Source organism: Achromobacter insolitus, assembly GCF_002209555.1.
Taxonomy (GTDB): Bacteria; Pseudomonadota; Gammaproteobacteria; order Burkholderiales; family Burkholderiaceae_B; genus Achromobacter; species Achromobacter insolitus.
Genome location: NZ_NJIF01000006.1, coordinates 206,466 through 219,054, shown reverse-complemented (window position 1 = coordinate 219,054; position 12,589 = coordinate 206,466). Strand labels below are relative to the sequence as shown.

At 62.2% G+C, this 12,589-nt stretch carries 11 protein-coding genes; 5 read left to right on the top strand and 6 right to left on the bottom strand.

All coding sequences use genetic code 11. The features are described 5' to 3' along the window. Nucleotides 1–66: 66 nt before the first annotated feature. From CEY08_RS20200 to CEY08_RS20190, 3 genes are all read right to left on the bottom strand, one after another. A complete protein-coding gene (locus tag CEY08_RS20200) occupies nt 67–789 on the bottom strand; it encodes a hypothetical protein (RefSeq protein ID WP_076815423.1) in 723 nt (240 codons plus the stop codon). A 167-nt stretch (nt 790–956) separates the two neighbouring features. Then, nucleotides 957–1,469 (bottom strand): GIY-YIG nuclease family protein, encoded by a 513-nt coding sequence (locus tag CEY08_RS20195; protein ID WP_076815421.1) that lies wholly within the window; start codon nt 1,467–1,469, stop codon nt 957–959. 945 nt (nt 1,470–2,414) lie between these two features. Further along, nucleotides 2,415–3,308 carry a LysR family transcriptional regulator gene (locus CEY08_RS20190; protein WP_076815420.1) on the bottom strand — a complete coding sequence of 298 codons (894 nt, stop codon included), beginning with the start codon at nt 3,306–3,308 and terminating at the stop codon, nt 2,415–2,417. Between the two features lie 108 nt (nt 3,309–3,416). Between CEY08_RS20190 and CEY08_RS20185 the strand changes: the two genes are divergently transcribed. The 5 genes from CEY08_RS20185 to CEY08_RS20165 are packed head-to-tail and all read left to right on the top strand — an operon-like array spanning nt 3,417 to nt 8,159. After that, nucleotides 3,417–4,781: an acyclic terpene utilization AtuA family protein gene (locus tag CEY08_RS20185; protein ID WP_076815419.1), complete on the top strand. Its 1,365-nt coding sequence runs from the start codon at nt 3,417–3,419 to the stop codon at nt 4,779–4,781. Beyond that, the gene (locus CEY08_RS20180) at nt 4,778–5,104 is read left to right on the top strand and encodes an AtuA-related protein (protein WP_042795067.1); all 327 of its coding nucleotides are present in this window, start codon (nt 4,778–4,780) and stop codon (nt 5,102–5,104) included. Before CEY08_RS20185 ends, CEY08_RS20180 begins: the two co-directional genes overlap by 4 nt. 11 nt (nt 5,105–5,115) lie before the next feature. Then, nucleotides 5,116–6,033: an SMP-30/gluconolactonase/LRE family protein gene (locus CEY08_RS20175; RefSeq protein ID WP_076815418.1), complete on the top strand. Its 918-nt coding sequence runs from the start codon at nt 5,116–5,118 to the stop codon at nt 6,031–6,033. Between the two features lie 55 nt (nt 6,034–6,088). Then, nucleotides 6,089–7,060 carry a Bug family tripartite tricarboxylate transporter substrate binding protein gene (locus CEY08_RS20170; protein ID WP_042795065.1) on the top strand — a complete coding sequence of 324 codons (972 nt, stop codon included), beginning with the start codon at nt 6,089–6,091 and terminating at the stop codon, nt 7,058–7,060. A 7-nt stretch (nt 7,061–7,067) separates the two neighbouring features. Then, the gene (locus tag CEY08_RS20165; protein WP_076815416.1) at nt 7,068–8,159 is read left to right on the top strand and encodes an SDR family oxidoreductase; all 1,092 of its coding nucleotides are present in this window, start codon (nt 7,068–7,070) and stop codon (nt 8,157–8,159) included. Between the two features lie 29 nt (nt 8,160–8,188). Here the strand turns inward: CEY08_RS20165 and CEY08_RS20160 are convergent, their stop codons facing one another. The 3 genes from CEY08_RS20160 to CEY08_RS20150 all read right to left on the bottom strand — a co-directional run bounded on the left by CEY08_RS20160 (nt 8,189) and on the right by CEY08_RS20150 (nt 12,361). Further along, nucleotides 8,189–10,669: a TonB-dependent siderophore receptor gene (locus tag CEY08_RS20160; RefSeq protein WP_076815414.1), complete on the bottom strand. Its 2,481-nt coding sequence runs from the start codon at nt 10,667–10,669 to the stop codon at nt 8,189–8,191. A gap of 131 nt (nt 10,670–10,800) precedes the next feature. Further along, nucleotides 10,801–11,829: a FecR domain-containing protein gene (locus CEY08_RS20155; protein WP_084738602.1), complete on the bottom strand. Its 1,029-nt coding sequence runs from the start codon at nt 11,827–11,829 to the stop codon at nt 10,801–10,803. Between the two features lie 4 nt (nt 11,830–11,833). Further along, complete coding sequence (locus CEY08_RS20150) at nt 11,834–12,361, bottom strand: sigma-70 family RNA polymerase sigma factor (RefSeq protein WP_063642765.1); 528 nt, start codon at nt 12,359–12,361, stop codon at nt 11,834–11,836. Nucleotides 12,362–12,589: the final 228 nt, after the last annotated feature.

Genomic DNA, 12,589 nt, shown 5'->3' with positions numbered 1-12,589 from the left:
AGGCGAGCTAAGGTTTAGTTAAGGGCCGGACTTTAGTCCGTCCCAGCGAGCGATTTCATCCCATTTTCATGTTCTGCCACTTGCCGCGCATATTGGCGCAAGATCCTCGGATCCTGGTGCGAGTTGGGACAGCCTCTCGATAATGGCCGCATCAAGCCAGGCTACGAAGATCTCCACGGTGTTTACGGTATCTTCCAGCGAGGTCTGACTGACATGCACACTGGGGGGCGCCAACCACGTCTTTGCGTCTGGATCCAGGCGTTCGAGCAGCTCCACCTCGCGAGCATTTATGAACACTGATCGAGTGACGCCGCGGGTCTTCTGGGCGTGCTTGGGCCGATTATTGGTTATCTCAAGGCCGTGCTGGATGCTATTGCGCGTCAGTACGATGTCTTCGAGGACAGCGATGGACACGGGTCCATCGGCGAACGGAATGCCGAACGCTTCGGTAAAGATGTGATCGTATCCCTTTACCCAGCCATTCCGGAATACCCGTTTTCGGTCCTTATCACAAAGCTTCTTGCAGTAGCGCGAGACGCACGTGTGCAGGTAAGCCTGCAACGACGACACGACCATACACAAGCATGCGTGGCCCAAGACGTCGATCGAGTCGACAGCTTCCTGCCATTCGAGCATGAACGGAGGTTCATCGTCCTCAGAGCATGGTGACACATAGGGCGCTTCTTCATTTTCAATCTTCGCGCGGATATCGGCGAAGGGTGCCGACGACCGCGAGTAAAGCTGTCGGATAAAGTCCAAACGACGATTAAGAAACCAAGCCACGTCCATGGCATTCCAAAATTATCTGTGCGCGCATCGGTGCGCCGAAAGCCCCGCCTAACGCGGGTTTTAAATGTAACCCAAAGCGCTTGAGTTACGCGTTTTTGGGCTATGTATTGACGGAAGATGCCTCTCACTGGCGACAGTGCGTATATATCGGGCGCGGGCTAGAGTGGTCAGTGTGTGCGGAAGGTATTCCAAGTGTCGGTATCGAAGTGCATGGACGCTAACACCTCAAATAGATACAACTCGAGGTCGTTGTCGATCGGGACGTACGCGACCCACATGTCCCGCAGGCGGCCCTGAGCGGTGAGAAAGATCTTGCGAAACTGTTCGTCCATCATGGCTTGGTCGCGTTTCATTTCGTGTGGGTAGTTCTCGCGAGCCATCTTGTAGGCCAGGCTGGCGGTGAAGTGCGATTCGAAATTCAGGTGCTGCACCAGCCGTTTGACAACTCCGCGGGATATTCCGACGTAAACCGGGCGGTCCCCGTCGATGAAGACGTAACAACCGGGAAAGTCGGTGGAGTGTCCGAGCCTGGTGAGCAACTCACGTCGAGCGCTCTTGAACCCCACGAACATGTTGGCCGGTAGCGGTGTTTCGAGCGCTGCATTCAACCGGTCCAAGTGGGCCGGAAGAACTGTCGTCGCCAGTTCGTCGAAGGTATGTGTACAGTTGTCGATGGGCATACAGGGGGGCCGGAAAGGTACGGATTGCGGATCATACCCGGACGGTCTCCGATAATTAAAAGGTCTGGAACTTGTACAGACGCCAGTCACGTACTCAACTGTGGCGTCTTGTCCACGACCACATGCTTCGGGGGTAAATGTTCGCGAATGACCGTAGCCCTCTGTCGCTAGAGAAGGCGCTCGATGGTGAATTAAGAGTAGCTTTAGCGCGCGTCCTTCGTCAGATATCGAAATCAAGCGCGGGTGCGTTCGTCCAATGTTCGCTGGCAAGCGGCTCTGCTTCAAGGGGGCTTCGCGGAATTTAATTGCCTCCAGCAATGCGTTGAGCTTCCTAGCGTTGAGCTTGTAAATGCGTGGTTTTGCTGATCAGCTCATGTTGATTAAATGGTCGTTGCAGAAGTCGAGGCCGACGAGTGCTCGGGGCGCCGCAAATCCTTCGCTTGGCAAGCCAGGACAAACCTTTCCGGTCCCAGCGCCGCCGACGTCCGCGTAAATGCCAGCAACCCCTACCTGTCGGGAGCTTAGCGATTGAAGCTGCCGGTGTATGCCGAACAGCCAGCCCCATAATGGTTCCGACCGGCACAATCTCCCGGCACTGACGCTGGCGAAATTAATGCTGCCACACATGAAACAGATACAAGTTTATCGCGTGTACCCCTCTTAAGTAAGAGGCGCACTTGTGCACGGAGAAACGGGTATCTCAATATCTGGGGTGCTTATGTCGACAATCTGAGCAACGGCGTCGAATGACCGAAAATGGCCGGAAGCAGACTTTCGCCATGGCTCGCCTCCCGGCCTTGCAGTAATTGAGGTGTCGTGGAGCGATGTCTGCCTTGCGAGCGAATTCGCCGCTTATCGTTTGCTGCACTTCGCAGACCGCTCATGTTGTGGCGGCGTGTTCGGGCATCGACGATGCGCTAAACCCCCAGCCCATCCTGCGCGATCCTAGTCCGGATCCGTCCGCCGCAAGGTGTCCAGGAAATGCAGCGCCGCTGCCGACAACGAGCGCTGCTTCTTGAGCAATATGCCGATCTCCCTTGATGCGACGGGCGAATGCAGGGCCAAACTGCATAGGCGCGTGGCATCCATCAGGCGCAGAGCCAACTGCGGCACGGCCGCGATGCCTACACCGGCGGCTACCATCGCGCCCACCACCGAAATATTGTCGGCCACGTAGTTCATCTCCGGCATCCGCCCCGAGGCGGCAAGAATCCTGTCGGTAACCTGGCGAATACTGCTGGCCGGACCGCTCGCGATGTAGGGACGGTCCGCGAAAACACTCCAGTCCACGCGCTTTTTCCGCGCCAGTGGATCGTCGACGGGGCAGATCAACACGAATTTTTCTTGCAGCAGCGCAGAGAAGGTCACGCTGGCCGGCTGGTCGGACACTTCAATCGATATGCCGATGTCGGCGGTGCCTTCCGACACGGCCTGCGTGATCTGGCGCGCGGAGACGGCGTGGATATTGAGCCGCACCTGGGGATGCGACTTCTGGAAGGCTCGCGCCGCCGCGGGCAGCAAGGCGGAGGCTACCGAGGGCAGCGCCCAGACGTTGATGCTGCCGCGACGTCCCGCAATGAACTCTGACAGATCGCTGAGGGAGTCGCGGAACTCCGACAGCATGCGCATCGCAATGGGCATCAGTTCCGCGCCGGCTGCGGTAAGCGCGACGCCGTGCTTGTCGCGGTCGAACAGCCGGGCGCCAAGCTTTTGCTCCGCGGCCTGCACGCGGCGGCTCAGGGCCGGCTGCGAGATATGAGCGCGTTCGGCGGCCATGCGGAAGTTGAGCGTCTCCGCCACCAACAGCACGGCTTCCAATTCGGAAATGGTCAGGGTCATCGCGTAGGTAATGCGTATGCGTTATCACCAAGATATAAATATATCAATTTCCAGATCAGGAAACTCGCACCATACTGGGCTGGACCGTAAGGACGGACGGAGACAGACATGAATGAACCGCGCAAGCGGCTGCGCATCGGCGTTGGCGCCGGCATGGCCGATGACCGCATCGGCCCCGCCATGCCATTGCTGGAAAACTGCGATATCGACTATCTGGTGTGCGAGTGCCTGGCCGAGCGGACGATCGCGCGCGAAACGCTGTCGCGCAAGCACGATGGGGCTCACGGGTATAACCCGATGCTGCAGGCGCGCATGCGTGCCTTTCTGCCCGCGTGCCGGGAAAAAGGCGTGAGGCTGGTGTCCAACATGGGCGCGGCCAATCCGGCCGGCGCCGCGCAGGCCGCGCTGGACATCGGCCACGACATGGGGTGGGGCGACCTGAAATGCGCCGCCGTCGTCGGCGACGACGTCGCTGACCGAGTGCGCCAGCACCCAGAACTACGATTGATGGACCGCGACCTGCCGCTGGAAGCGATCCTGCCGCAGCTTGCCTCCGCGAACGCGTATCTGGGCGCCGATGTCGTCCGCGATGCGCTGGCCACCGGTGCGCAAGTTGTGATGACTGGCCGAGTCGCCGATCCCTCGTTGTTCCTGGGCGTGGCCCTGCATCACCACGGGTGGGACTACGACGACCTGCCCAGGCTGGCGGCCGGTACCATCATGGGCCACCTGCTGGAATGCTCTGCCCAGATCACCGGCGGCTACTTCGCCGACCCCGGCAAGAAGGACGTTCCGCGATTGGCCGAGCTGGCGTATCCCTATGCCGACCTTTATAGCGACGGCGAGCTTTACATAGGCAAGCCTTCCGGCTCTGGCGGGCGCCTGGACCGCATGACCTGTGCCGAGCAGGCTCTGTACGAAATTCACGACCCGAGAGCCTATGTCACGCCGGATTGCGTACTGAATCTGGACGGCCTGCATTTCGATGAGCGGAGCGCCGATCGGGTGGCGGTGCGCGGCATTCACGCCGCGCCACGTACCGACAGCTATAAGGTTGTGGTCGGTTACTTCGACGGCTGGATAGGCACGGGAGAAGTCGCCTACGCGGGCGTGAACGCCATTGCCCGGGCCCGGCTGGCGGCCGACACCGTGAAGGAACGGTTCCGTCTCGATGGCGGCGTGGCCAGCGAAATCCAGGTTGACTTGATCGGCATCAGCAGCTTGCATGGCGACCACGCACAAGCGCTGGCCAGCCATCCCTACGAGGTGCGGCTGCGGGTCGCGGCGCGCTGCCCCGACAGAAAGAGCGCCCACCTGCTCGGCGACCATGTGCGGCAGCTGAATATGCAGGGACCCTATGGCGCAGGCGGCCCGGTCAACCTGGGGGCGAAGGAGATCATCGCCGTGGATTCCTTGCTGATCCCGCGCGATTGGGTCACCCCGGAAGTGATTACCTTGGGAGCTCGACCATGAGCATTCTGGTTTACGACCTGGCGCATGCGCGTGCTGGCGACAAGGGCAATACCTCGAGCATCGCCGTCATTGCCTACGACGACGAAGGTTGGCGGGTGCTGCGCCAGGCGCTTACCGCCGAACGCGTCGAACAGGCTTTCGCGCACCTGGGGGCAGGGAAGGTGCGTCGTTACGAGGTAGAGAGCTTGAAAGCGCTGAACTTCGTTATTCCGAACGTGCTGTCCGGCGGCGTCACGCGCTCGCTGCGCCTGGATCCGCACGGCAAGTCGCTCAGCTCGCTGATGCTGGGAATCGAGCTTTCGGCCGATCAACCGCAATCCTGAAAGGACCCGCAATGTATCCTCCCGCTGAACCCATGGGCACCGAGGTATTCGCCCGGCTGCCCGAATCCCTGCACCTGACCGAACAGCATTCGAGCTGGCTGGCAGCGCGCCACGTAAAGATGCACTCTTTCCTGGAAGGGCCGGCCTTCGATCGCGCCGGCAATCTCTGGTGCGTAGATCTGGCGCATGGGAGGATCCTGCGCGTGGACCCGGCAGGCAACTTTGAGGTCATCGTCAGCTACGAAGGCGAGCCCAACGGCCTGAAAATCCATCGAGACGGACGCATCTTCGTCGCCGATCACCTGCACGGGCTGATGCTCCTGGATCCGGAATCCCGCAGCATCCGGCCATACCTGCAGCACGTGCAACGTGAAGGACTGAAGGGCCTGAACGACCTGTTCTTCGCATCCAATGGCGACCTGTACTTCACCGACCAGGGTGAGAGCGCCCTGGAGGATCCGACCGGCCGCGTGTTCCGCCTGCGCGCCGATGGCAAGACGGTGGACCTGTTGATGGATGGCCTGGCAGGGCCCAACGGCCTGGTCATGAACAAAGCCGAGAATGTGCTCTATGTGGCCATCACGCACGACAACGCGATCTATGCGCTGCGGCTGGAACCCGGCGGCCAGATGAAGAAAGCCAGTCGCTTCATCCAGCTGTCCGGCAGTACAGCCGGGCCGGACGGCATGGCCCTGGACTGCGCTGGCAACCTGGCGGTCGTCCATGCCCAGGCGGGCACTGTATGGCTGTTCAGCCCCTTGGGCGAACCCCTCTACCGCATCCGGTCCTGCGCGGGCATGCGCAGCACCAATGTCGCATTCGGCGGCGACGACATGCGCAGCTTGTACATCACCGAAGCGGAGCAGGGCGTCATCCTGCGCGCGCGTCTGCCGCATCCCGGCAAGCCGATGTACTCGCACATGGATTGACCTGCATCCCACGCACACCATTCACGCAAAAAACACGTATACCGGAGACAACATCATGATTTTCTTCCGATTGATTGCCGGGCTGGCGCTGTGCCTGGCCGCGGTTACGAGCGCACAGGCCGCCGATTCCTATCCCGCGCGTCCCATCCGCCTGATCGCCACCTTTGGGCCGGGCAGCTCCATCGACATCATTGCCCGCCTGGTTGCCAAGCCTTTGGGCGAGCAACTCGGCCAGCCGGTGATCGTCGAGAACAAGCCAGGCGCCGGCGGCGACCTGGGCACCGACCTTGTCGCCAAGTCCGCCAAGGATGGCTACACCATCGGCTTCGCCTCGGCCGGGCCGATAACCGTCAATCCCAATGCCCGCAGCAAGATGCCCTATGACCCGCTCAAAGACCTGGCGCCCGTAGCCCTGGTGGCTACGGGACCGAACGTCATCCTGGTCAACGCGTCGATTCCGGTGACGAACCTGAAGGAACTGATTGCCTACATCAAGGCCAATCCTAACAAGGTCAATTACGCCTCGGCGGGCGTTGGCACCAGCGGCCATATCGCAGGCGAGTTGTTCCAGCACTTGTCCAAGACCGAAATCCTGCATGTGCCCTACAAGGGCAATAGCGATGCCATTACCGACACCCTGGGCGGGCGCACCCAAATGGTCATCAGCGGCGTTCCGCCCATCCTGTCGTTCGTCAAGTCCGGCCAGCTGCGCGCCCTGGCCGTGGCGGACACCAAACGTTCGCCGCTGCTGCCGGATGTGCCCACCGTTGGCGAAGCCGGCCTGCCGGGCGCCGAAAGCGTCGCCTGGTACGGAATCGTGGCGCCCGCCGGTACGCCGCAGGCCATCCTGGATCGCCTCCACGACGAGATCATCAAGGCGGTGAATACTCCAGAAACGCAAGAAAAGTTCGCCGGCCTGGGCATTGTGCCGTCCGCGGACAGCCGGGCGGCCTTCGGCAAGCGCATGGCGGATGAGTACGTGCGCTTCAAGGAGCTGTTCAAGCAGATCAACCTTGTGATGGACTGAGGGAATCATGTCGCGAACCGTTATCGTCACTGGCGCCAGCGGGCTGGTTGGCTCCGCTGCCATCGACTCCTTCCTGAACGCCGGCTGGGACGTCGTCGCCGTCTCCCGACGTCGTCCGGAGATCTTCAGCCAACGGCCGTTCACCCATCTGCAGTTGGACCTGCAGGACGCCGACGCCTGCCGCCGCGCCTTCGAGTCCTTGCCGCAAGTCACGCATGTGTTCTATGCGGCCGTCTATGAAAAGCCCGGCCTCATTGCGGGCTGGCAGGATCCGGAGCAGATGGCCACCAACCTCAGCATGATCAGGAACGTGATCGACCCGCTGACCCGCACCGGTAGTCTGCGCCATGTCACGGTACTGCAGGGCACCAAGGCCTATGGCGTACACCTGCACCCCATCCGCGTTCCCGCCCGCGAGCGCCAGCCCCGGGACAACCATCCGAACTCGTATTGGTTCCAGGAAGACTACATCCGCGAAACAGCGGCGCGCTGCGGCTTCGGCTGGACGATATTCCGTCCCACGATCGTGGTCGGTCCGAACGTGGGCGTAGCCATGAATACCGTACCGGTCATCGGTGTCTATGCGGCGATATGCCGCGCCGAGGGCAAGCCGTTCGGCTATCCCGGTCACATATCCTATCCGCGCGAAGCCGTGGATGTGCGTCTCATCGGCGATGCGGGCGTCTGGACCGCGGAGAATCCGCAATCCTGGAACGAACACTTCAACCTCACGAATGGCGAGGTCTTCAGTTGGTGCGACCTGTGGCCGTCGCTTGCAGAGTTCTTGCGCGTCGAAACGGGCCCGGACCGCCCCGTCCGCCTGGCCGAGTATCTGCCCACCCGCGCGAGGCTGTGGGACGATATCGTCAAGCAGCATAGCTTGCGGCCCCTGACCATGGCCCAAATCCTGGGCGAATCCCATTACTCCGCCGACGCCCGGTTCGGCTACGGCCTGAAGGCGCCGCCGCCGCCGGCCTTTGTCAGCACGGTGAAGATCAAGCAGGCCGGCTTCACCCAGACCTACGACACAGAGGCTTGCGTCAAGCACTGGCTGAAGGTGCTGATGGAGCGGAAGATCATTCCGCCCTGCACGGACTAGAGAAGGAGCGCTCAGGACGTCCCGGCCGGTCAAAAATCGTAGCGCAGCGTCACGCTCGCGAACCGTGGCGAGCCGTAATGCCCGTAGCTGCCGCCGATGCCCTGGTAGTAGGATTTGTCGAACAGGTTATTGACGTTCAACGTTGCCGCCAGCTTCTTGTTGAACTGGTAGCGCGCCATCAGGTTGACCACCGTGTACGCGTCCTGCTTGACCGTGCTGTCATAGCGGCTGAAGTACAACGAAGTCTTCGACGTCCAGTCCAGGCCGCCACCTACCGTCAGCCCGTTCCAGGTTCCGCCCAGCCGGTACGTGGTCCACAGGCGCAATGTGTTGACCGGCAGCTGGGTCAGCAATTGCGCGCCTTGCGCGTCTTCGCTTTTTGCGTGGCTGAAGCCCGCATGCATGTTCCAGCCCGGCCGGATTTCACCGGCCACTTCCAGGTCGATACCTGTCGTTCTGGCGCCTTTGGCCGCGCGGTACGCCGCGTTTTCCGTACCCGGTACCGTGTAGCCCGGATCCAGCTCAGCGACGTTGTCCTTCTGGGACCGGTATATCGCCACGCTGGTATTCAGGCGACCGTTAAGGAATTCCCCTTTCCAGCCCATCTCATAGTTCTTGCCCACGATGGGGTCGAGTACGTTGCCATTGCGGTCCTGGGAGGATTGCGGCTGGAAGATGTCGGTGTAGCTGGCGTAGACCGATTGCTCGGGCGTCAGGTCGTAGACGATGCCGGCGTAGGGAGTGATCTCACCGCGCGCGCGCATGGTGTAGGTTTGCAGGAAATTGTCGGTCGGGCTCTCATAGTGATAATCGTAGTTGTAGTCGGACCGCCGCGCGCCCAGAATCAGATGCACGTCATCGATGGGGTTAAGGCGGAATGCGGCATAGCTGCCGCTCTGGCGCGACTTCACATTGAAGATCTCACCTACGGTGCCGGTGTCGCCCGGCCTCGCCATGTTGTTGCCCCAGGTGTAGAAATCGACCGTGGAGACGCCCACGTCCCAGCCTTTGTGCTTGTTCTCGTAGTTCTGGAAGTTGAAGCCCGCAATGAATTCATGCGTCCGTCCGCCCAGCTCGAAGGGACCCTGGATCGTGACGTCCACGCCGGTCTGGGTTTGCGTCGCGCCAGCCCGGTAGGCCAGCATGCCCGCGTTGCCCGTGGCCTGGTCCAGGAATGAGCGGCCCGACCCTACCCGATACGAGCCGTTCAAATTGGAACGTTCCACGTCCATGTAGTTGGCGGCGACCTTGAACTGCCAGTCATGCGCCAAGGCCTGTTCGAAGGCCGCGGTGTAATTGGTGGTCTTGAACTCGTCGTACATCCAGCGCGCGCCCGAACTCGTCGAGCGCGTGAAGTCCGTCTGCTGGCCATTGGTGAAGATCAAGGGGACACCGGGCGCGCCCGTCGCCTTGTACCGCTGGTGGTCGATGCCGAAACGCAGCAGCGTGGTATCCGTCAGGTCGGCTTCGACCACGCCGTACAGGACGTCCTTGTCCTGGGTGTAGGCGTCCATGAAAGTATGGTTGTCCTGCTTCGCGGCCACCAGTCGGCCACGCAATTTCCCGTTGCTGCCCAAGGGGCCCGAGATATCGGCTTCAGCGCGATACAGGTCCCATGAGCCGGCTCCCACCTGTGCGTAAGCCTGGAATTCGTGCGTGGGCCGCTTGCGGATCAGGTTGACGGTACCGCTCGGGCTGCCGGCGCCCGTCATCAGGCCGGTGGCGCCGCGCACCACTTCCACGCGGTCGTACAGCGCCATGTCGAGCAACGTGCTGGGCATGGTGCGCGACTGGTTCACCTGGGTGGTGGTCACGCCATCCAATTGATAGGTATCCATGGCGCTGCCGCGCGAATAGATGTTGAAGCGTTCGCCGCCGTCCTGCGACATGGTGATGCCCGGCGTCTGATTCAGCACGGCGGTCATGCTGTTGAGCTGCTGATCCTCGATCTGCTGCCGAGTGATTATGCTGATCGACTGCGGCGTTTCCTTGATGGACAGATTCATCTTCGTCGCGGTGCTGCTGACCGGCACCGTGTAGCTGCCTGTGCCTTCGCTGGCGGGGGCGTCGAAGTCGCCGAACACGGCGACCGGTTCCAGAACTGTCGCCGCATTCGCGTTGGCGCCATCCGCGCGCAGCGTGTACGTGTTGTCTGCCTGCCGGACGGCTTGCAGGCCGGAACCCAGGAGCAGCGTCTGAAAGGCGGGCTGCACGTGGTAGCGGCCTTGCAGGCCGGCGGTGGTCTTGCCTTGCGTGAGCGCGCCGGGCGCGGTCAGGAATACGCCGGCGTCCGCGGCCAGTTGATTCAGTGCGGCGGTCAAGGGCCCGGCCGGGATGGCGTAGTCGCGGACCTCGTTGGCTTGTGCCTGCGCCGTCGGCGCCCAGGCCGCCGCGCCGCCGATCAGGCCGGCAACGGCCAGGTGCAGTGTGAGCGCCAGGGGCCGCACAGCAAGACGCGGGGTAGTGTTGGGCGCGCGGTCGGCGCAGAAGCGGGTACGGCGGCGAAGCATAAGGCGGAAGTCCCTCAAGGCGTGGTGGTGGGCAGCGAGAGGGAGGTCATCGACGCGTCGATCTGATCTTCTCTCATTCCGTAAATCGGATGAGATTCAAAAACCCGAACTGATTTTCAAAAAAAATCTTGTCAGCGCGCGACGATCGATGTCCACCACGGCAGCGGCCTTTGCACGCGCACGGGCAGATTGCGTTCCAGCATGTCCAACGCGCGGTCGGAGTCGTCGGCGGGGAATACGCCCATGACGAGCAGGTCGGCGACTTCCGGCGCCACGCCCAGATAGCCCTTGCGGTAGCGCCCGAGTTCATTGACGAGCACTTTCAGGGGCAGGTTGTCGGCGACCACCACGCCTCGGCTCCACGCTTCGCGGGCGGGGTCGGCGCTCGCGGTGGACACGATGAGGTCGGCGTCGAAGCGGGCTTGGCCGCCTGCCGTTACATTCACCGACGCGCCGGCGTGGTTGCGTACCGCCACTTCGCCGTCGTAGACGTCCAGCTGGATCTGGCTTTCCGTCTGGCGCACGCTGAAGCGCGTGCCCAATGCCTGCATGTGTCCAAAGCGGGATTCGACATAGAACGGCCGTTGCGCGCGGTCACGTGCCGTTTCGACCAGGATCTCGCCCGCCCGCAGTATCAAACACCGCGCCGAGTCGCGGTAATCAACGTCCAGCGCGCTTCGGGCGTTCAACCATATTCTCGATCCGTCTGCCAGCAGCAGGGCGCGCCGCTCTCCCGTGCCCGTGGCGTAGTCTGCCGTAAACGCCAGCGCCTGATCGCGCAGCGGTGTATAGCGCCACCCCAGCCAGCCCAATACGCTCGTGCCGAGGGCGATGGCGCTGCTGCCCAGCAGTTGGCGCCGCTTCAGCGCGCCCTTGCGCGCCACGGCTGCGCCTGCCAGCGCAGCCTTGGCCCCGCCTGGACGCAGCGGCTCGAACCGCTGGCTGACGGCTTCGATGTGACGCCACGCGGTCGCATGCTCGGCACGTTCGCGCAGCCAGGCCTGCCATGCGGTCCGGTCCTGATCGGTCACGCCATCCGCGCGCAGCAAGGCAAACCAATCGGCGGCCTGTTGCAGGCTGTCGAAATCGGCTTTCAGCGCGCTTCCCGACGAGGGCGCGGCGCCGCTGTCGGCCGGCAGGTTTCTTGACGGCAGCCCCATCCGTCTACCTGCCCAGCCCCGCATCGATCAATGCGCACTGCAACATGCCTTGAGCAATGTACTTCTGGATCATGCGTTCCGACACACCGAGCGTCTGGGCGATGTCGCGGTAAGGCACGCCGTCCACCTGTGCCATGATGAAGGCGGTGGCGGCCTTGTGCGGCAAGCGGCTCAGCAGCGTGCCGATCTCCATCAACGCTTCGATGATCAACGCGCGCTGCTCGGGAGAGGGCTCGAACGATTCGGGGCGCGCGGCCAGTGTGTCCAGCCATGCCTGTTCGACTTCACGGCGGCGCCATAAGTCGGCGCATAAGCCATTGGCCATGGCGCGCAAATAGCCGCGCGCTTCCGGGAAACTCTTGAATCCCTGCGAGGCCGGCTTGCTGAGCAGGCGCAGGAAGGCGTCATGGGCCAGGTCGGCGGCGTCCGCCGCATTGCCCAGACGGCGTCGCAGCCACCCTTGGAGCCATTCGTGGTGATCGCCGTAGATCACGTCCATCGACGGTGCCGCACCGTATCCGTCAGCCTTCATTCCTGTTCAAGCCCGCGGCGGTGGGGCCCCTCTGTCTAGGTGCTGCGAACGAAAGTAATTCGCATTCGCAAGAAAGAGGTGAATCATACACCATGGAGAAGGGCCAGGCATGCGCGAAATCACTCTCATCTCCAGGTCTCACCGGGCTCTGTTTGGAGTGAAACGTTCAGCTATTTTGCCTGACGGCATCTGTCACATGTGCATTCAAAGGTGCGCCCCGGCCCGCGC